This window comes from Microbacterium sp. RU33B (assembly GCF_900155915.1).
GTDB lineage: Bacteria > Actinomycetota > Actinomycetes > Actinomycetales > Microbacteriaceae > Microbacterium.
The window spans coordinates 227,667-248,245 of sequence record NZ_FTPO01000003.1 but is presented as its reverse complement, the minus strand read 5'-3'; the positions used below and the strand labels follow the sequence as shown (position 1 = coordinate 248,245).

The following is a 20,579-nucleotide window of genomic DNA, read 5'->3' as shown; positions in this document are numbered from 1 at the left end:
GGGATGACGTGGGGGTGGACCGGAGTGCGAGGCACCTGGGCGACGCCCGGAGCCGCGGACTCGATGGCGAAGATGGCCGATCACGCCGTGACGTGGACGGCGATCTCATACGCCGCCCTGCAGGCGACCGCGTTCTCCACAGACATCCCGTACGGCGACGCTCCGACCGTGACCGACGATGAGGTCGTATGGGCGATCCGCGAGGCGCGCGCTCTCGGCATGAAAGTGTGCCTGAAACCCGTCGTGAACGTCGCCGACGGAACATGGCGCGCGCACATCGGCTTCTTCGACTGGGATGTGGCGAACGAGCCCAGCTGGACGCAGTGGTTCGCGGCGTACCGCGCGTTCATCCTGCACTCGGCCCGGATCGCCGAGGCCGAGGGCGGCGAGATGCTCTGCATCGGCTGCGAGATGGTGCGCGCCGACGGGCAGGATGCGCACTGGCGAGCGCTCATCGCCGACGTGCGGGCGGTGTACTCGGGCCTCGTGACGTACAACTGCGACAAGTACCAGGAAGACCACGTCACGTGGTGGGACGCCGTCGACGTCATCTCGTCGAGCGGCTACTACCCCCTCGGCACGTGGGAGGAGCACCTCGACCGCATCGAGCGCGTCGTCGAGGCGCACGGGAAGCCCTTCGTGTTCCTCGAGGCCGGATGCCCGTCGCGGGAGGGCTCGCCGGCGATCCCGAACGACTGGAGCCTGCCGGGCGACCCCTCGGGTGCCGCGCAGCTCGCCTGGTACGAGGACATGTTCGCCGCGTGCGCGCGCCGCCCGTGGGTCGGAGGGTGGTTCCTGTGGGACTGGCCGCCGCGCCTCTACGACCTCGCCGACGCGGAGACGAACGACGACTATTGCCCGTACGGCAAGCCCGCGGGAGCATTCCTGCGCACCACCTATTCCGCGCTGGGAGCAGGACGCCCCCGCGCACGAGCCGAGGAGCAGTCGTGACCCCGAGGAGCGTGCTCGCGATCGACGCGGGCCAGACGGGCATGAAGGTGCGCCTCCAGACGCCGGGAGGCCGCGACGACCTCGTGTTCCACGGCATCGACACGCACGAGTCACTCCTCCCCCAGTTGGCCGCCGTCGTGCGCGCCTCGCTCGAGCGCACGCACGCGACACCCGAGATCCTCTCCGCCGGCATCTCCGGGCTCACGGCGCGGGATGCGGATGCCTCGGCGCTCCTGTCACTCGTGCACGACACGGGCCTGCGGGGGGTGACGCTCGCGCACGACTCCACGACGTCGTTCCTCGGCGCGCTGGGCGACCGTCACGGCGCCGTCGTCGCAGCCGGCACCGGGGTCGTGACCCTCGCCGTCGGACCGCACGAGATCTCGCGCGTCGACGGCTGGGGCTACATCATGGGCGACGCCGGAAGCGGCTACTGGATCGGACGCGAGGCCCTCGACGCCGTGATGCGCGCGTACGACGGCCGTGGACCGGCCACGGGCCTGACCGACATCGTTCGGGCCACGTGGCCCGATCTCTCGCAGGCCTACATGGCGCTGCAGGCCGACGAGAACCGCGTGCGCATCGTCGCCGGATTCGCGGCCGACGTCGCCGTGCTGGCGGCCGACGGCGACGAGGTCTCGCTCGCGATCACGCGTCGCGCCGCGGCCGAGCTCGCGACCAGCGCGTCGACGGCGATCGGCCGGGTGCGCGCCGACGACGAGGTGTTCGCCGTGTGCGCGATCGGCGGTGTGTTCCGCTCGAGCGCGCTGCGCGCTGCGTTCGCCGAGGAGCTCACCGCCGGGCGCTCCGACGTCGAGATCGTGGCGCCGCGGGGGGCCGGGATCGACGGGGTCGTGGCGCTCGCCGACCTGGCTCCGACGCATCCGCTCACCACGGCAGTGCAGCGGGCCGGCACGGCATGACGGGCCGGCGCCTGCTCTTCGGCGGCGACTACAACCCCGAGCAGTGGGACGAGGATGTCTGGAGTGAGGACATCGCCCTCATGCGCGATGCGCACGTCACCACGGTCACCCTCGGGGTGTTCGCCTGGGGCTTCCTCGAAGTCGACGACGACGTCTGGGACTGGGACTGGTTCGACCGCATCATCGGGATGCTGGCCCATGCCGGAATCGGCATATACCTCGCCACCCCGACCGCCGCTCCCCCGACCTGGCTCCACCGGGCCCACCCCGAGATCATCCCGGTCGATCGCCGCGGGATCCGCTTCCATGCGGGCGGGCGCCTGGGCTGGTGCGCGAGCCACCCGACGTGGCACGAGTACTCCACCCGCATCGCACGTCGGCTGGGCGAACGGTACGCACGGCATCCCGCCGTCTCGATGTGGCACGTGGGCAACGAGTTCGGCGGCGGCAACCGCCTCTGCTACTGCGAGGAGTCCAGCGCGGCGTTCCGCGCCTGGTGTCGCGCGCGCCACGGCACCATCGATGCGCTGAACCGCGCGTGGGGCACGGCCTTCTGGGGCCTGCGGTACCGCTCGTTCGACGACGTCAGCGCGCCGCTGGCGAGCGAGTCGGGCACGAACCCGTCTCTGCTCCTCGCCTACGACCGCTTCGCCTCCGATGAGCTGCTCGGACAGTTCCGCCGCGAGCGCGACGCCCTCCGCTCGGCCGGCGCGACGCAGCCCATCACTACGAACCTCATGCTCGCGGTCGGCGGCAGCGTCGCGGACTACGCCCAGTGGACAGACGACCTCGACGTCGTCGCGATCGATCACTACGCGCAGGCCGCCGACCCGCACCGTGAGCGCGAGATCGCCTTCGTCGCCTCGCGCGCCCGAGGGCTCGACCGTTCGGCGCCCTGGCTGCTCATGGAGCACGCGGCATCCGCGGTGAACTGGCAGCCGCGCAACACCCCGAAGGCGCCGGGCGAGATGGCACGCCACAGCCTGCAGCACATCGCGCACGGATCCGACGGAGCCCTCTTCTTCCAGTGGCGGGCCTCCGCCGCCGGGGTCGAGCAGTTCCACTCGGGGATGGTGCCTCACGCCGGCACCGACACGCGGCACTGGCGCGACGTGGTGGCGCTGGGGAGCCTCGTGGACCGCCTCGGTGAGGTCGCGGGAAGTCTCGTCGCCCCCACGCGCACCGCGATCGTCGCCGACATCCCCGCGAAGTGGGCCTGGGAGGAGGCGCAGCCTCCGCTCCCCGGCCTGCCGATCGAGGCGGAGAGCCGACGCTGGCACGAAGCACTGTCGGCACGGGGCCTCGTTCCCGACGTCGTGGCGCCGCAGGCGGATCTCATGGCCTATGAGCTGCTCATCGTGCCCGGCATGTACGCCGTGTCGGATGCCGTCGCGGATTCCATCGCGGATGCCGCGACGCGCGGTGCGACGGTCGTCATCGGGCCTCTGTCGGGCATCGTCGACGAGGAGAACCGCGTGCGTGTCGGCGGGTATCCCGCAGCCTTCCGTGCGCTGCTGGGCGTGTTCGGCGAAGAGCTCCACCCGCTGCAGGAGGGCGATGCCGTCACCCTCAGCTCGGGGGCGGTCGTCGCCGACTGGGCGGAGCGGCTGCGGGTCGTCGACGCCGAGGTGGTCGACCGCTACGCCTCCGGCGTGCTCGCCGGATGGCCCGCGATCACCCGCCGCAACGTGGGCGACGGTTCGGCCTGGTACGTGTCCGGCCTCGTCGTCGAGGGCTTCGACGATCTCGTGGGCGCCGTCGTGTCCGCCTCCGGCGTCGGCGCCGCCGTCCCGGTGCTCGACGGCGTCGAGGCGGTGCGGCGCGTCGGCGACGGGGCATCCTGGCTCTTCCTGATCAACCACTCCGCAGCCCCTGCCCGCGTGCCCGCCGTCGGCGTCGACCTCGTCTCCGGCGACCGTGTGGAGGGCGACATCACCCTCGCCGCCGGGGCCGTCGCGGTGGTGCGCGAGGATGCGACGTCGTGAGCGCTCCGCGCACGGGTCGGATCTCGCTCGTCGATCCCGAGGGCCTCCTGACCGCGAGCATGCGGCGGTCGCAGCCGCTGCGCTCGCTGCTGCGGATGCTGCGCCCCCACCGCATCGGCATGTCGCTCGCCGTCGGCGCCTTCGTCATCAAGGACAGCGCGGTCTGGGTGCTCCCGCCCGTCACCGCGGCGATCATCGACATCGTCGTCGCCGGCGGCCCGGTGACGAACATCGGGTGGTGGGCGCTCGTCGCCGTCGCCGTGCTCGCCCTGAACTACCCGTTCAACATGATCGTCGTCCACCTCACGAGCACGGCGAACCGCAGTCTCGCCTACACGGTGCGCGCCGGGCTCGCCGCCAGGCTGCAGCGACTCTCGCTCGGCTTCCACAACAGGCAGAGCGCCTCGATCGTGCAGACGAAGATCGTGCGCGACGTCGAGAACCTCGAGCTCATGCTCGCGCAGCTGTTCCCCACGGTCGTCTCGGCGCTGTCGACGCTCGTCGGGGCGGTGCTCATCACGGCGCTGACCGTTCCGCTCTTCGTCGGCGTCTTCGCAGTCGCGATCCCCATCGCGGCATCCCTCATCGTGTACATCCGCCGCCGCGCGGCCACCCGCAACGAGGCGTTCCGGCTCGAGGTCGAGCAGCTCTCGGCCCACGTGAGCGAGATGGCCGCGCTCATGCCGATCACCCGCGGCCACGGGCTGGAAGACGTCGCCACGGCACGGATCGCCGAGCGCGCCGACTCCGTGCGACGAGCCGGACGCGACCTCGACGTGCTCAACGGCCGGTTCGGCGCGCTCTCGTGGATCTCGTACCAGGTGCTGGGGCTCCTCTGCCTCGTCGGTGCGGCGACGCTCGCCGTGAGCGGCATCGTGCCGATCACCCCCGGTCAGGTCGTGCTGCTCAGCACCTACTTCGGGATGCTGACGAACGCCATCGTGATGCTGATGAACGCGGCGCCGATCTTCACACGCGGGATGGACGCGATGCGCTCGATCGCCGACGTCGCCGAAGAGCTCGACGTGGAGGACAGCCGCGGCAAGGCGGAGGTCACCCGCGTCCGGGGAGACCTTCGGCTCGAGCACGTCGTGGTGCGCTACGCCGGCGACGAGCATCCCGCCCTCGACGGCGTCGACCTGGAGATCGCCGCCGGGCAGACCGTCGCCTTCGTCGGCCCGTCAGGATCGGGCAAGTCGACGATCCTGAACACCGTGCTGGGGTTCGTGCGCCCGGAGTCCGGAGTCGTGCGCGTCGACGGCCGCGATCTGGCCGAGCTCGATCTGCGGTCGCTCCGGCGCTTCGTGTCGATCGTGCCGCAGGAGACGGTGCTGCTCGCCGGCTCCGTGCGCGAGAACGTCGCCTACGGAGCCCCGGACGTCACCGACGTCGACGTGTTCGCCGCCCTCGCCGAGGCCAATGCGCTCGACATCGTCGCGGGCTCGCCGGACGGGCTCGACACCGTCGTCGGCGAGCGGGGCTCCCGGCTGTCCGGCGGCCAGCGGCAGCGCCTGGCGATCGCGCGGGCGCTCATCCGCGACCCCCGCATCCTCGTGCTCGACGAGGCCACGAGCGCCCTCGACGCGCACTCCGAAGCCCGCGTCACCGAGGCCCTCGACCGCGCCCGCCGCGGACGCACGACGCTGATCGTCGCACACCGACTGTCGACCGTGCGCGGGGCCGATCTCATCGTCGTGGTCGAGGACGGGCGCGTCGTGGAGACCGGGTCGCACGCCGAGCTCACCGCCGCCGGTGGCCTGTACTCGCGGCTGGCCCTGCTCCAGGCCGGATCGTGATTGTCCCGGCCGCGGACAGCGGGCAGAGGTCCGGATTCCGGGATACCCTGGGCGCTATGGGTGAACTGCGACTGGTCGAACTGTCCGCCGCGACGATCGTCGCGGTCAACAATCTGTCACTCAAGCCCGGGCAGGAGCAGTACCTCGCCCCCGTCTCGTACGCCCTCGCCGGCACCGTCGCGAACCCCGTGACGGCCTGGCAGCGCGTCGTCCTCGACGGCGACGAGGTCGTCGGGTTCGTCAGCGCGAACTTCGACGACGATGCCCCGCAGGAGCATTTCCGCTCCGTGCTGTGGCGCATCAACGTCGACGCCGACGACCAGGGCCGCGGCGTCGGCCGCTTCGCGGTCAGCAGTCTTCTCGACGAGGCCAAGAGCCGCGGCAAAGACCACGTCGACGTCATCTACGAAGCGGGCGACGACGGCCCCGGGGCCTTCTTCCAGCGGGTGGGCTTCACGCCGGTGGGAGAGACCGAGTACGGTGAGGTCATCGCGGAGATCCGCCTCTAGCGGACCTGGGGACGCGAAGCGCAGCTGATCGGCCGCTCGCGGCCCACTCGATCCGGCGGCGGGGCCTCGGATTCCCCTCCCCCACCGAGGCCTCGTCGCCTTCGGTGTGGCAGCGCGGGTTCGGCGCGGTCTCGACCCTCGCCTCGATTTCGGAGAATCGCACAGTTCTCGGATCGAGAGCAGCTCGACATCCGAAATTCGTGCGAAACTCCGACTTCCCGAGGCGTCGCGCGTCCTCCCCACGCGCGGACGAACAGTGGTTGTGCACGGGAGGCCAGATGCCGGTCAGCGCGCGCGGCTCATGGGGGATCATCGAGCGATGCGGACGCACCTCTCCCTCCCCGGCTGGATCTCAGCCAGCGGGGGCATCGCGCATCGGCAGGCTGCCCTCGCGGCGGGTTTCACGATCGCGGCGCAGCGGGCCGCCGTACGCGCCGAGCAGGTCGCACGCCTACGACGGAACTGGCTGGCGACGGATGCCGCGCCGCCTGATCTGCGCGCCGCCGCGCTGAGCGGAGGACGGTTGGCCTGTGTCTCCGCCGCGCGCCGGCGTCGCTGGTGGATTCCCGAGACGGCTTCCGCTGAGCTGCACCTTCACGTCGATCCTCACGGCGCATCACCCGTCATGCCCCCCACCGACACGGACACGCCACCGATGGTCCATTGGACCAGGGCGATCGCCCCTCCGCCCGGATACGGATTGCTGGAGTCGGTCGAAGACACCCTGGCGCACGTCGCCGTGTGCCTCCCACCCGAAGACGCACTCGTCGTCTGGGAGTCGGCGGTGCGCAGCGAGCGGCTGGATGTCGAGGCCCTCCGGCGGGTCCGCTGGAACTCGCTGCCCGCCCGTGCTTGCGCCGACGCCGTGCGGGGTCTGTCCGACTCGGGCCTGGAGACGATCTTCGTTACTCGTTTGTTCCGCTGGCAGCTGACCATCGTGCATCAGGTCATGATCGCCGGGCATCACATCGACTTCCTGATCGGCACCCGTCTCGCGGTTCAGATCGACGGCTACGCATTCCATTCGAGCGCGACCCAGCGCTCCCGCGACGTCGCTCTCGACGCCGAGCTCACGCTGCGCGGCTACACGGTTCTGCGATTCACCTACGCGCAGGTGGTCCACGACTGGCCCGCTGTGGAGCGGGTGCTCGCGCGAGCGGTCGCGATGGGCGCGCACCTCGCGTGACACCTGAGCACCGCTGCCCGAGGCATCCGAAATTCGGACAATCACTCGAAACTCGGAGGAATCCCTTCCACAGCTCCGAGGATCGTGCGAATCTCCGATATTCGGATGCGATCGCGCGATGCCGGGGCTAGACGAGCGACTCTCGCCAGGCCGCGTGCAGCTGGGCGAATTTGCCCGTGCCGCTGATGAGCGCCTCGGGGGTGTCGTCCTCGATGATGTCGCCGTGCTCCATCACGAGCACGCGATCGGCGATCGCGACCGTCGAGAGGCGGTGCGCGATGATGATCGCCGTGCGGTCGGCGAGGAGCGTCTGCAGGGCATCCTGGATCTGACGCTCCGACGGGATGTCGAGAGAGGCAGTCGCCTCGTCGAGGATCAGCACGGCGGGATCGGCGAGGAACGCCCGGGCGAACGAGATCAGCTGACGCTGCCCCGCCGAGACCCGGCCGCCGCGCTTGTTGACGTCTGTGGCGTAGCCGTCGGGCAGAGCCTCGATGAAGGCATCCGCCCCCACCGCGCGGGCCGCGGCCTTGATCTCCTCCAGCGTCGCGTCGGGCTTGCCGAGCGCGATGTTGTCGGCGACCGTGCCGCTGAACAGGTAGGCCTCCTGCGTCACCATGACGATCGCGCGGCGGAGGTCCTTCGGGTGCAACAGGCGCAGGTCGACGCCGTCGAGCGACACCGAGCCGCGCGACGGGTCGTAGAACCGCGACACGAGCTTGGCGAGCGTCGACTTGCCCGCCCCCGTCGTTCCGACGAGCGCGATCGTCTGACCTGCGGGGATGTCGAGCGAGAAGTGCGGGAGGATCGTGCGCCCCTCGGCGTATCCGAACGTCACGTCGCGGAACTCGACGTGCCCCTTCGCCGCCCAGAGGTCGACCGGCTGCGTGGGATCCGGCACCGTCGGCCGCTCCTCGAGCACGCCCGACACCTTCTCGAGCGCGGCCGTGGCGGACTGGTACGAGTTGAGGAAGAACGCCACCTCCTGCATCGGAGAGAAGAAGTTGCGCACGTAGATGACTGCGCCCAGCAGCACGCCGACCATGAGCGAGCCGTCGGCGATGCGGATGCCGCCCCACAGCACGATGAGGGCGAGCGCCAGCGACGCCGTGGCCATGAGCCCCGGCTCGAACGTGCCGAACAGCCGGATCGAGCGGACGTTCACGTCGCGGTACTGGAGGGCGAGGTCGCCGAACTCCTCGTCGTCGCGCTGCTCCTTGCGGAACGCTTTGACGGCGCGGATGCCCGTCATCGTCTCGACGAACTTGACGATGACCTTCGCACTCACGACTCGCGACTCGCGGTACACCGTCTGCGAGCTGAGGTAGAACCACCGCATCAGGAAGTACAGCGGGATCCCGGCCGCGGTCAGGATGAGGCCGGACTGCCAGTCGAGCAGGTACAGCATGATGAGCGTGAAGAGCCCGAAGAGCACGCCGGAGACGAGCTCGTTGAGGCCGCCGTCGAGGAGCTCGCGGATCGTGTCGAGGTCGCTCGTCTGACGCGAGATGATCCGTCCCGACGTGTAGGACTCGTGGAACTCCAGGCTGAGGCGCTGCGTGTGCACGAAGATGCGCTTGCGCAGCTCGAGCATGATCGCCTGCGTGAGGCGGGCGGCGACGACGACGTACCAGCCGATGAGACCGGCACCGCCGATGCCCGTGAGCAGGTACACCACGACGACGCCGATGGTCGGCATCCAGTCCATGCGTTCGACCGCGGCCGGGAGGGCCGTGTCGATGCCGTACGCGATCAGCGCAGGCCCGACGACCCGCAGGGCGGTCGACACGACGAGCACGACGGCGGCGAGCACGAGCTGCCAGCGCACCGGAGAGGCGAGCGAGCCCAGCAGGCGCAGCGAACGACGGCGGATGGCGCGGCTCTCGTCGCGCGTGTAGTCCGAGCGGTCCTCGCCGCTCGTTCCGGAGACAGTCGCGGTGCTCACAGGTTCACCTCCCTCTCCCGCATGCGGGCTTGCTCGACCTCGAGGCTCGAGATCACGTGCCGGTAGTGGTCGTTCGTGCGCAGCAGCTCGGAGTGCGTCCCGACGGCCGTGATGCGACCGCCCTCCATGAGCGCGACGCGGTCGGCGAGCATGACCGTCGACGGGCGATGGGCCACCACGAGCGACGTCGTGTCGCGCATGATGTCGCGCAGCGCGTCTTCGACCAAGGTCTCCGTCTCGACGTCGAGCGCCGAGAGCGGGTCGTCGAGCACGAGCACCGCGGGGCGGGCCGCCACGGCGCGGGCCAGAGCGAGGCGCTGGCGCTGACCGCCCGAGAGCGACAGGCCCTCCTCGCCGATGACGGTGTCGACGCCGTCGGGGAGATCCTCGACGAAGGAGGCCTGCGCCACGGCGAGCGCCTCGCGCATGACGCGCTCCGCCTCGGCGCTCCCGGGCTCGAGGTCTTCCCGCCCGAGCAGCACGTTCTCCCGCACGGTCTGCGAGAACAGGGTCGAATCCTCGAACGCCATGCCGATGTGACCGCGCAGCTCGCTCAGACTCAGGTCGCGCACGTCGACGCCGTCGAGCATCACGCGACCGCCGGTGACGTCGTACAGACGCGTGGGCAGCGTCGTGAGGGTCGTCTTGCCGCAGCCGGTGAGCCCCACGAGGGCCATCGTCTCGCCCGAGCGGAGTGCCAGGTCGACCCCGTTGATGAGGTCGCGTTCGGATGCCGCGGCATCCGGGTAGCGGAAGTGCACGTCCTCGAACACGAGCTCCCCCCGGGGCTGCGCGATCGACACGGGCTCCGCCGGATCGACGATCGTGTTCTCCTCGTCGAACACCTCGAAGAGGCGGTCGGTGGCGGTGCGCGCGTCGAGCATGAACGAGAACAGGAAGCCGATCGACTCCATCGGCCAGCGCAGCACGGTCGCCATGACGAAGAACGCGGCGAGCTCGGAGGGCTGGAGCTGCGAGGCGGCGGTCAGGTAGATCCCGACGCCGAGGCACAGTGCGAAGGCGATGTCGGGCAGGAGGACGAGCCAGAACCAGATCAGACCGACCGCGCGCGCCTTGCTGAGCTCGGTCTCGCGCAGCGTCTCGGCCTGGCGCGTGAACTTCTGCAGCGCGTGCTTGCCGCGACCGAACGCCTTGAGCACACGGATGCCGTGCACGCTCTCCTCGACCGAGGTGGCGAGGTCGCCGGCCTGGTCCTGGCTCTGACGCGCGAGGGTGCCGTAGCGCTTCTCGAACCGGGAACCGGCGAACCACAGCGGGATCGACACGACGAGGAAGGTCGTACCCAGCAGCCAGTGCCAGCGGAACAGCAGCACCGCGCCGACGACGATCGTCAGGACGTTCACGACGAGCAGCACGAGGCCGAACGCCATCCACCGGCGCAGCATGCTGATGTCCTGCATCATGCGGCTGAGCAGCTGACCGGACTGCCACTTGTCGTGGAAGGCCACGGGGAGACGCTGCAGGCGCGCGTAGAACGACGTGCGGATCTCGTACTCCACCATCGTCGCGGGACCGAGCACGAACCAGCGCCGGAGCCACACCATGACGGCCTCCGCGAGGCCGAGCCCGAGGATCGCGACCGCGCCCCAGACGAGCAGGGTCTGGTCGCCCGACGCGATCGGGCCGGCGATGACCGCCTCGAGCACGAGCGGGATCGCCAGGGCCAGCAGACTCGCGACGAGCGCGCTGAGGGCGCCGAGGGCGAGTCGTGGGAGGACCGGCTTGGCGAACGGGAGGAGGCGGGCGAGTGCCCGGAGAGTGGAGAGTCTCTCGGTGGATGACGTGGTCATGATCCTTGAGGAGGGTGGAGCGGATGCCGCACAGCGGCGAGACGGAGAAGTGGTGACGGCGCGCGGAGGAGCCTGCGAAGGCCGGGGGCCTCGACGGGGAGAACGCGGGAGCGGACGGAACTATGCCGTCCGGGAGTGGACCCCTCGGATCATCCCTCGCGCGTCGTGCGCCCGAACGGGGCGAGGACGGCTGCCGGCTTCGTGGCGATGACGATGGCCTGGTACATGGCAACCTCCTGGTTCGTGGTGTGACGCGGTCGAAGGTCTCCCGGAGGCGACGCGACAGCCCTCCAGACTATGTCTGTGAGACTGCGGGGCGCAAGCCCCGTGTACGCGGACGTACGGGGGCTGCGCGCCACAGATGGGCCGTGAGATAGCTCCGCCAGGGCGACGTGCGCTCCGCCCACGTGGCGAAGCCCTTCGGATCGGCGGGGATGCCGATCGCGGCGGCTCCCGCCCGCACGACGACGTCTCCCGGAAGCGTGACATCGGTGTCTCCGAGCACGCGCATGCGCACGTAGTCGGCGGTCCACGGCCCGATTCCGGGCATCGCGAGCAGGGCCGCGCGCTGCTGCGCCCCCTCATCGGCGTTCGTGAGCGTCAGCGATCCGTCTGCGAGACTGCCGGCCGCTCCGATGAGCGCCCGAACGCGGGCGGCGGGGCCGCGCAGCACGTCGTGGCCGTGCGCCGCGATCGCCTCCATCGTCGGGAAGAGCCGGTCGGTGCCCTCCACCTCGGGGATGCGCTCCCCCAGCGCCTCCGTCAGGGCCGCGAGCGCCGTGCGCGCGGCGGCGACCGTGATCTGCTGCCCCACCATCGCCCGCACGAGCATCTCATGCGGGTCTGCGGCGCCTGGAACGCGGATGCCGGGCATCGCGGCGACGAGAGGGGCGAGTTCGAGGTGCTGGGCGAGCGCCTCGTCGACCTCGAGCGGATCGTGGTCGAGATCGAACAGGCGCCGAGCCCTGACCTCCACCTCGACGAGATCGGCCGAGGTGGCGGCGCGCGCACGCAGCCGGAGTCCTCCCGCCGGTGCGCGTGTGAGCTCGAACCACGCCGGGCCGCCGTCGAGGCGCAGGGCCCGGGCATAGCGCTCCGGGGTGGCGACCTCCACGCCGGGGATCGCGCGCGCGACCATCCATGCGAACAGCCCGTCGAGGTCGATGGGCTCGCGATGCGCGAGCGCGATGTCGAGCTCGACTCCCGGTGTCAGCATCCCGCCACCCTCGCACGGACCTGCGACAGTCGCTGCCGTGCTCAGTGGAAGAAGTGACGCTCCCCCGTGAAGAACATCGTGACGCCCGCGGCCTGCGCCGCCTCGATGACCTCGGCGTCGCGGACCGATCCGCCGGGCTGCACGATCGCGGTGATCCCGGCATCCAGCAGCACCTGCGGGCCGTCGGCGAAGGGGAAGAAGGCGTCGGATGCCGCGGCCGAGCCCGCCGCGCGGTCCCCCGCGCGCTCGACGGCGAGGCGGCACGAGTCGACGCGGTTGACCTGGCCCATGCCGATGCCGACGGTCGCGGAGTTCTTCGCGAGCACGATGGCGTTGGACTTGACCGCGCGGCACGCCTTCCACGCGAAGATGAGGTTCGTCATCTCCTCGTCGCTCGGGCGCTCGCCGGTGACGAGCTGCCAGTCCTTCGCGACCGTGGCGATTTCGTCCGGGAACCGGTCGGCGTCCTGCAGCAGGAGGCCTCCCGAGACGAGCCGGACGTCCATGCGCTCCTGCTGCCAGTCGGCGGGGAGCTGGAGGACCCGGAGGTTCTTCTTGAGCTTGAAGACCTCGAGCGCCTCGCGCTCGAAGGCCGGCGCCACGATCACCTCGGTGAAGATGTCGCGGAGGTTCTCGGCCATCTTGAGCGTCACGGTGCCGTTCGTGGCGATCACGCCGCCGTACGCCGAGACGGGATCGCACTCGTGCGCACGCAGGTGGGCGCTGGCGATCGGGTCGAGCGCGTTCGGGGCGGTGACGGCGATGCCGCACGGGTTGGCGTGCTTGATGATGGCGACGGCGGGGAGCACCATGTCGAACGCGGCGCGAAGGGCGGCATCCGCGTCGACGTAGTTGTTGTACGACATCTCCTTGCCCTGCAGCTGGGTCGCCTGCGCGATGCCGTGACCGCCGGTGCGGGTGTAGATCGCGGCCCGCTGGTGCGAGTTCTCGCCGTATCGCAGCGTCGCCTGGCGCTCGGCCTTGATGGTGAGGTGCTGGGGCAGGTCCTCGCCCTCGGCGAGGGTGCCGTCGGCGAACCACGTCGCGACGGCCCGGTCGTAGTTCGCGGTGTGGGCGAAGGCGCGGGCGGCCAGCTCGCGACGCTGGGCGAGCGTCGTGCCGCCGGTGCCGAGCGACTCGATGATCGCGGGGTACGACTCGGGCGAGACCACGATCGCGACGTTGGCGAAGTTCTTCGCCGACGCGCGCACCATCGCCGGGCCGCCGATGTCGATCTGCTCGACGATGTCGTCGGCCGCGGCGCCGGAGGCGACCGTCTCGACGAACGGGTAGAGGTTGACCACGACGAGCTCGAACGGCGCGATCTGGAGGTCGGCGAGCTGGCGCTCGTGGTCTTCGAGGCGGAGGTCGGCGAGGAGGCCGGCGTGCACGCCGGGGTGCAGGGTCTTCACGCGGCCGTCGAGCGACTCCGGGAAGCCCGTGACGTCGGCGACGTCGACGACCGTGAGGCCCGACTCGCGGAGGAGCGCTGCCGACCCGCCGGTGGAGACGATCTCGACCCCCGCGGCGGCGAGCGCCTGGCCCAGTCCCAGGAGGTCGGACTTGTCGCTGACCGAGACGAGCGCCCGCTTGATGGGGACGCTGTCGCGGTCGCGGTACAGGGACGGGTCGTGGCTCGGTCCGGCCATGGGGAGGGCTCCTCGTGTGGGGGTCAGTGGGCGTGTGCGGCCGATACGGCGGCGAGGTCGACCTCGCCGGTCGCGATGCGGCGCACGACATCGATCAGAAGTCGGCGTTCGACGGGCTTGATCCGCTCGTGCAGGGCGTGTTCGTCGTCGCCCGGGAGCACGGGGATGCGCTCCTGGGCGAGGATCGGTCCGCTGTCGACCCCGCTGTCGACGATGATGACGCTCGCGCCGGTCTGCGCGACGCCCGCCGCCAGCGCGTCGCGCACGCCGTGGGCGCCGGGGAACTCGGGCAGGTACGCCGGGTGCGTGTTGACGACGCGGGGTGTCCACCTGTCGACGAGGCCGGCGGGCAGCAGACGCATGAGACCGCTCAGCACCACGAGGTCGGGCTTCCACACGTCGAGCTGCGCTCCCAGCTCGTCGCCCCACTCCTCGCGCGAGGCGAAGCGGGCGTAGGGCACCGTGAAGCTCGGGATGCCGAAGTCCTCGGCGTGCGCGAGCCCATCGGCGTCGCGGTCGGCGCCGACGACGACGACGCGCGCGGGGTAATCGGGGTCGGCCGCCGCCTCGAGCAGAGCCCTCAGATTCGACCCCGTTCCCGAGATCAGGACGGCAACCGTGAACACGCGGCTAGTCTACCGGCGGGCTCGGTCGCTCCGATGTGCCCGGCAGCTCGATGGGCGCCGTCACCGCATCCGGCTCCGCGATCGTGGACGCGGCGGACGCGGGCGTGGGCTTCTTCGCCGCGCGGGGCTTCTTCGCAGGCGTGGGCGTCTTCACAGGTGTCTGCTTCTCGGCAGGCCTCTGCTTCTTCGCAGGCTTCTCGGCAGGCTTCTGCTTCTTCGCAGGCTTCTCCGACAGCGCAGGCTCCGTCGTCACCACGGGGGGCACGACCCGCGCGGTGTCCGCGTCTCCCGCCGCGCGCAGCTCGAACGCGTTCGGCGAAGCGACCGGCACCGCCGCGAACACGTCGATGTCGGCCTCACGGGCCTCGGGGCTCGATCCGCGACGACGCGGCGACAGCAGCAGGATGGCCGCGCCCACGAGCACCTCGAGCCCGACCGCGAGCGCCACCGGGCCCGGTGCCGGCCCGACGTCCGCGAGACGACCCGGACCGAGCGAGCCCGATGCGACCCAGGAGAGGAGGGCCACGCCGCCCGCGGAGACGAGCGCGATGCCGACGGCGATCCCGAGACGCGCGGAGACGGGTTCGTGCTCGCCCTCCGCGTCGGCGGTCCACGGCCGGTCTTCGGGAGGCGACGTCTGCTCGCCGGACGGTCCGGCCGCGACGAGCCGCGAGCGCACGACCCATCCCGCGAACGCCCCCAGTGCCAGCGGCAGCAGCGCGAGCAGCAGCATCCAGGGCGACTGCTGCTCGGGCAGGATGCCGAGGATCGGCACGCCGGGCACGATACCCAACTGCGTCCCGCCCGGCGAGACCGATGATCCGGCGCCGAGGGCGAACCCGGGTCCGGCCACGTAGGAGACACCCCACACGACGAGCGTCGGAATGTAGACGAGCTGACCCAGCGCGAGCACGATCACCCCGACCAGGTCGACGTTCGCGGCTTCGAACAGCGCGATCACCTCGCCGCCGCCCAGGATGATCGCCACGGCGACCCCGAGCGCCCCGACGCCGATGAGGCCGGCGAGCACGACGCCGCTCCCCCGCACGACCATCCCCGGAGCCTCGCCCCAGCCGCGTGGAGCGGCCTCGATGCGGTCGCGCACGCGAGCGATGAGGCCCGATCCCGCCTCGCGCCACTCCGTCACGACCGCACCGAGCAGCGCCGGCACCGCGAAGACGAGGGTCGGGAACAGGACGGCCTGCCACAGATGCACCGCGGCGACGGGGTTGCGCGCGGTGAGGGCCGCTCCCGCGGTCAGGCCACCGAAGACGAGGCTGCCGACGACCACACCCGTCATCCAGGCATCCGCCCGCGACGCGCGTGCCCCCGAGCGCGCCGCGAACACCGCCGTGAAGCCGGCGAACGCGAGCGGCGCGAGGGAGAGCAGGAACGCCGCCTCGCTCTCGCCGATGCCCGCGACGGCGAGGTACTCGGGAGGAAGCCGGATGTGCAGCGGCACGAGGTTGCCGAGCTGCCAGACGCTCACGGCGGCGGGCCAGAGCACGTCCCACGGGGCCGATCCGCCGAAGCCGAAGATCCACAGCAGCGTCAGCGGAGCCAGGACCGCGGCGATGCCGACGGCCGCCGCGATGACGGAGTCGAAGGCGGCGAGGAAGGCGACGATGAAGCGGTGCATGCCTCCACGACCCTACGACGCGCGCCGCCCGGTCACCCCCGGGCGCGCCCGGTGGCCCGGAGGGTTCTGCGCCTGAGAGAATGCTGGGAACGAGCTCTTCTCGATTCCCCCGGAGACCTTCATGACCACTGCCCCCACGTCCGCCCCCGACTCGGTAGACGACTCCTCGCGGAGCGGCTTCGACCGGTTCTTCGAGATCACGAAGCGCGGCTCCACGCTCGGGGCGGAGGTGCGCGGCGGCGTCGTCACCTTCATCACGATGGCCTACATCGTGATCCTGAACCCGATCATCCTCTCGGGGAGCCCGGATATCGCGGGCGACAGCCTGGTCTTCCCGCAGGTCGCCGCCGTCACGGCGCTGACCGCGGGAGCCATGACGATCCTCTTCGGGCTCGTGACGCGCCTGCCGTTCGCGTTCGCCGCGGGCCTGGGCATCAACTCGTTCCTCGCCGTGTCGGTCGTCGGGCAGGTCACGTGGGCCGAGGCGATGGGCCTCGTCGTCATCAACGGCCTCATCATCGTGCTGCTGGCGGCGACCGGCCTCCGGCGCATGATCTTCGACGCCGTCCCCCTCGCCCTCAAGACGGCGATCACCGTCGGCATCGGCCTGTTCATCGCCTTCATCGGCTTCGTCGACGCAGGATTCGTCACCGCGACCGGCGTGAGCTCGCCGCCGGTGGGTCTGGGCGTGCAGGGATCGGTGGCCACCGTCCCCGTCCTGCTGTTCGTCTTCACCCTTCTCCTGTGCGGCGTGCTCATGGCGCTGAAGATCAAGGGCGGGCTGCTGATCGGTCTTGTCTCGGGCACCGTCGTGGCGGTCATCGTCGAGGCGATCTGGAAGCTCGGCCCCAAGTTCGCCGACGACGGAACCGTGAACCCGGGTGGGTGGGGCCTGTCCGTGCCCGAGCTTCCGAGCCAGTGGGTGAGCCTTCCCGACCTGAGCCTCATCGGCCAGTTCGACCTTCTGGGCGCCTTCCTGCGCATCGGCGCCCTCGCGGCGATCATGCTCATCTTCACGCTCGTCTTCACGAACTTCTTCGACGCGATGGGCACCCTCACGGGCCTCTCCCGCGAAGCCGGTCTCGCCGACCAGAAGGGCGACTTCCCGCGCCTGAAGTCCGCGCTGATCGTCGAGGGGATCGGCGCCGTCGCCGGCGGGGCGACCTCGTCGTCGTCGAACACCGTGTTCATCGAGTCGGCCTCGGGCATCGGCGAGGGCGCTCGCACGGGTGTCGCGAACCTCGTGACCGGCGGACTGTTCCTGCTCGCGATGTTCTTCACACCGCTCGTGTCGATCGTGCCGACCGAGATCGCCGCGGCCGCGCTCGTCATCGTCGGTGCGCTCATGATGTCGCAGATCCGCCACGTCGATCTGACCGACCTCTCGGCGCTCATCCCGGTGTTCCTCACGGTGACGGTCATGCCCCTCACGTACTCGATCGCGAACGGCATCGGCGCCGGCTTCATCAGCTGGGTCGTCATCCGCTCGCTGTCGGGCAAGGCGAAGGAGATCAGCCCGCTGCTGTGGATCGTCGGCGCCGGCTTCGTCGTCTACTTCGCCCGCGGACCCATCGAGTCGCTGCTGGGCGGCTGAGCCCGCCGCCCGGCTACTGCGGGGCCGAACGCCAGGCGCCTGCGGCCGGGGGCGATCCACCGAAGAGCTGGTCGATCGTCGCGAGGGTGAAGCCGCGATCCTGGAGGCCGGCGAAGACGGTGGGGCCGACACGCACGGAGCGCTCGTGGATGTCGTGGAACAGCACGATGCCACCGGGTTTCGCCTGGTCGACGCCGGCGCGGATCAGCACGTCGTCGGCGGGCCCTGCCCAGTCGCGGGTGTCGACGCTCCACAGGATCGCGGGGATCCCCGCGATCGCGAGGTCGCGCGCCGTGTACTCGCCGTAGGGCGGACGGAAGGTCGAGATCGGCTGTCCGCTGAGCTGCTGCAGGAGGCCGCGCGAATCGCCGATCTCCCGCGCCACGGCTGCATCGTCGAGGGTGGGGAGCCGGGGATGGTTCCACGTGTGCGTGCCGATCTCATGGCCTTCGCGACTCACCCGTGCGACGGTGTCGGGCCGGCCGCGGGCGACGCCGCCGAGCATGTAGAACGTGGCCGCGGCATCCGCCGCTGCGAGCTCGTCGAGCAGCGCCGGCGTGTAGCCCGAGGGGCCGTCGTCGTAGGTCACGGCGACGCACGGCACGAGCCGGCAGTTCACCCAGTCGATTCCGGCCGGCACGTCGGCCGGACCCGTGTAGGGCAGGGTGGATGCCGCGAGCAGAGCGCGGCCGGCATCCGTGAGCAACGGCGCCGCGATGTCGGCGGGCACCTCGACCGTCAGCGGCGTGATCGTCTCCGCGAGGCCGAGCTCGGTGAGCTCCGGGTTCGTGAATCCCGACGCGATCGTGAAGACCAGCGTGCCCTCGGCGGTGGGCAGGGTGGTCGACAGCGCTGCGCGGACGGCGTCGAGCTGCGCGCCCCCTCCCCCGTCGGACGCGGTGTTGCTCAGCGCACCGGCATCGCGCCGCAGCGCCTCGACGACGTCGGCGCCGAGGACGGCGGCGGCGGCATCCGTCCACAGTTCCGCTCCGGTCGTGGTGACGCCCGTCGCGGTGTCGGCGAAGAGGATCGTGGACACGTCGGAGGTGACGCCGTCGGGACCGCCGGAGACGACCCGGACACGCTCGCCGAGGATGCTGCCCGCCGCCGTCACGATGTCGCAGACGACGGCGGCACCCGCGCCTCCCGCGGGGCCGAGGTCGGGGTCGGCGAGGATCCGGGATGCCGGCAGCAGCGTCGACCCCACCACGCACCCGCGGTCGCCGAGACCCGCGCCGGCGGAGAAGACGGACGGCTGATAGACCGCACCGACGGATGCCGCCCGCGAATCGACGACCGTGCGCACGGCCGCATCGAGCGCACCGTTGAACGCTGTGACGGACGCAGACGTGCCGGGGAGGTACGCGAACCGCGCCTGCACGCCGACCCCGTCGTGGCGGAGCCGCTGACCAGCGAGACCCGGGACGGCCGCGGGATCGAGCGGGGCGGGCGGGGCGGTCACGACACGCAGCTCGGCGGCCGGCCACTGCGGCGGCGTCCAGGCGGCGTCGACGGCGGGGGCGCAGCCCGCGATGACAGACGCGACGGTGAGTGCCCCGAGCGCGCCGAGGAGACGCGTGCGGCCGCTCATGCGCGCACCCCGTCCAGAAGGAGGCCGAGCGCGGCTCGATACGTCTGGAGTGCGCGGCCGTCGGCGGTCGTCGCCGTGAGGAGCACCGCGCCGTCGCCGGCGCGGCCGACGACCGCGTAGAGGTCGCGCTCCCCCACATCGGCGTGGACGACCTGGAGCCCGGACGCGAGCGCCTCGGAGCGGAAGGGTCCGACGGTCGCCGAGGGCACGGTGCCGAGATCCGCGGTGAGCCTCTCCTGCAGCACCGTCCGCGCGTCGCCGTCTGCTGCATCGATGCGCACCGAGAGTCCGCCGTCGGGGGTGCGCACGACCAGCCCGTCGCCGCCGCCCGTCACCACCCATCCCTGCGGCACGACGATCTCCACCCCTCCGATCGCGTGCGCCCGCACGCCGTCGGCGACCATCGCATCGCGCTCCGCGAGCGCCGACGGTACGACGGTGACCCCCACGACGACCAGGAAGGCGAACACTCCGGCGGCCGCGACCCACGCGATCACCCGGTCCCACGGGGGACGCGGAAAGGGCGCGCGCCGCTGTTCCGTCATGAGCCCCGCCTCTCGGTGACCGGACGATTCTACGTCGCGGGAGAGGCGGCGCCCGGTGCGGCGCGAGGGTGTGGACGGATGCCGGTCACCGGCATCCGTCGCCGGTCAGTCCGTGAGCGGCTCGAGCACGAACACCGCGATCTGACGGTCGGTCTTCTTCTGGTATTCGGCGTAGTCGGGCCAGACCGCGAGCGCGCGCTCCCACCAGGTCGTGCGCTCGTCTCCGGCGAGTTCGCGGGCGGTGAAATCGCCCCGGAAGCCGACGTCGGCGAGCTCGACGTGCGGGTGACGACGCATGTTCTCGGCCCACCGGGGCTCGTCGGGCGCGCCGCCCTTCGACGCGACGACGAGGTAGCTGCCGTCGTGCTCGACGCGCATGAGCGCCGTCTTGCGCAGGCCGCCGCTCTTCGCGCCGACGGTCGTCAGCACGATGACGGGCTTGCCCCGCAGCGTGTTCGCTTCGGCGCCGTTGGTCTCCTCGAAGCGCTCGGCCTGCGTGCGGGCCCACTCGGACGTGCTCGGCTTGTACTCACCATTCAGCGGCATCTGTCCAGCGTAGCGTCGCGGGTCTAGCATGTGGCTCGGGGGGAGCCGCGCTACCGGGGGTCGGGCG

General features: G+C 71.2%; 16 protein-coding genes. 7 read left to right on the top strand and 9 right to left on the bottom strand.

What is annotated here, in order from left to right:
• The first annotated feature begins 3 nt into the window (after window positions 1–3).
• The 6 genes from B0B14_RS14545 (at window position 4) to B0B14_RS14520 (ending at window position 7,350) form a co-directional block, all read left to right on the top strand.
• Complete coding sequence (locus B0B14_RS14545; RefSeq protein WP_076683156.1) at window positions 4–951, top strand: glycoside hydrolase family 113; 948 nt, start codon at window positions 4–6, stop codon at window positions 949–951.
• A complete protein-coding gene (locus B0B14_RS14540) occupies window positions 948–1,874 on the top strand; it encodes an N-acetylglucosamine kinase (RefSeq protein ID WP_143733737.1) in 927 nt (308 codons plus the stop codon). The genes B0B14_RS14545 and B0B14_RS14540 overlap by 4 nt, the downstream gene beginning before the upstream one ends.
• On the top strand, window positions 1,871–3,859 hold the full coding sequence (locus B0B14_RS14535; protein ID WP_076683154.1) for a beta-galactosidase: 1,989 nt from the start codon (window positions 1,871–1,873) through the stop codon (window positions 3,857–3,859). Before B0B14_RS14540 ends, B0B14_RS14535 begins: the two co-directional genes overlap by 4 nt.
• A complete protein-coding gene (locus B0B14_RS14530) occupies window positions 3,856–5,655 on the top strand; it encodes an ABC transporter ATP-binding protein (RefSeq protein WP_306169508.1) in 1,800 nt (599 codons plus the stop codon). Before B0B14_RS14535 ends, B0B14_RS14530 begins: the two co-directional genes overlap by 4 nt.
• A 56-nt stretch (window positions 5,656–5,711) precedes the next feature.
• On the top strand, window positions 5,712–6,164 hold the full coding sequence (locus tag B0B14_RS14525) for a GNAT family N-acetyltransferase (RefSeq protein WP_076683152.1): 453 nt from the start codon (window positions 5,712–5,714) through the stop codon (window positions 6,162–6,164).
• 319 nt (window positions 6,165–6,483) lie between these two features.
• Window positions 6,484–7,350 carry an endonuclease domain-containing protein gene (locus B0B14_RS14520; RefSeq protein WP_076683150.1) on the top strand — a complete coding sequence of 289 codons (867 nt, stop codon included), beginning with the start codon at window positions 6,484–6,486 and terminating at the stop codon, window positions 7,348–7,350.
• A gap of 127 nt (window positions 7,351–7,477) precedes the next feature.
• Here B0B14_RS14520 and B0B14_RS14515 read toward each other — a convergent pair whose 3' ends face one another.
• The 6 genes from B0B14_RS14515 to B0B14_RS14490 form a co-directional block, all read right to left on the bottom strand.
• On the bottom strand, window positions 7,478–9,295 hold the full coding sequence (locus B0B14_RS14515; protein WP_076683148.1) for an ABC transporter ATP-binding protein: 1,818 nt from the start codon (window positions 9,293–9,295) through the stop codon (window positions 7,478–7,480).
• Window positions 9,292–11,106 (bottom strand): ABC transporter ATP-binding protein, encoded by a 1,815-nt coding sequence (locus B0B14_RS14510; protein WP_076683146.1) that lies wholly within the window; start codon window positions 11,104–11,106, stop codon window positions 9,292–9,294. Before B0B14_RS14510 ends, B0B14_RS14515 begins: the two co-directional genes overlap by 4 nt.
• Before the next feature lie 295 nt (window positions 11,107–11,401).
• Complete coding sequence (locus tag B0B14_RS14505; RefSeq protein WP_076683144.1) at window positions 11,402–12,322, bottom strand: DNA-3-methyladenine glycosylase family protein; 921 nt, start codon at window positions 12,320–12,322, stop codon at window positions 11,402–11,404.
• A gap of 41 nt (window positions 12,323–12,363) precedes the next feature.
• On the bottom strand, window positions 12,364–13,971 hold the full coding sequence (gene purH / locus B0B14_RS14500; protein WP_076683142.1) for a bifunctional phosphoribosylaminoimidazolecarboxamide formyltransferase/IMP cyclohydrolase: 1,608 nt from the start codon (window positions 13,969–13,971) through the stop codon (window positions 12,364–12,366).
• Window positions 13,972–13,994: 23 nt separating this feature from the next.
• Window positions 13,995–14,597 carry a phosphoribosylglycinamide formyltransferase gene (purN, locus tag B0B14_RS14495; RefSeq protein WP_076683140.1) on the bottom strand — a complete coding sequence of 201 codons (603 nt, stop codon included), beginning with the start codon at window positions 14,595–14,597 and terminating at the stop codon, window positions 13,995–13,997.
• Window positions 14,598–14,601: 4 nt separating this feature from the next.
• Entirely contained in the window at window positions 14,602–16,236 is a 1,635-nt protein-coding gene (locus B0B14_RS14490; protein ID WP_076683138.1) for a cell division protein PerM, read from the bottom strand.
• Between the two features lie 121 nt (window positions 16,237–16,357).
• Between B0B14_RS14490 and B0B14_RS14485 the strand changes: the two genes are divergently transcribed.
• Window positions 16,358–17,830 carry an NCS2 family permease gene (locus B0B14_RS14485; RefSeq protein WP_076683136.1) on the top strand — a complete coding sequence of 491 codons (1,473 nt, stop codon included), beginning with the start codon at window positions 16,358–16,360 and terminating at the stop codon, window positions 17,828–17,830.
• 13 nt (window positions 17,831–17,843) lie between these two features.
• Here B0B14_RS14485 and B0B14_RS14480 read toward each other — a convergent pair whose 3' ends face one another.
• The 3 genes from B0B14_RS14480 to B0B14_RS14470 form a co-directional block, all read right to left on the bottom strand.
• Complete coding sequence (locus B0B14_RS14480) at window positions 17,844–19,421, bottom strand: polysaccharide deacetylase family protein (RefSeq protein ID WP_076683134.1); 1,578 nt, start codon at window positions 19,419–19,421, stop codon at window positions 17,844–17,846.
• A complete protein-coding gene (locus B0B14_RS16630) occupies window positions 19,418–19,966 on the bottom strand; it encodes a hypothetical protein (protein WP_179085343.1) in 549 nt (182 codons plus the stop codon). The genes B0B14_RS14480 and B0B14_RS16630 overlap by 4 nt, the downstream gene beginning before the upstream one ends.
• Before the next feature lie 105 nt (window positions 19,967–20,071).
• Complete coding sequence (locus B0B14_RS14470; RefSeq protein WP_076683130.1) at window positions 20,072–20,512, bottom strand: nitroreductase family deazaflavin-dependent oxidoreductase; 441 nt, start codon at window positions 20,510–20,512, stop codon at window positions 20,072–20,074.
• Window positions 20,513–20,579: the final 67 nt, after the last annotated feature.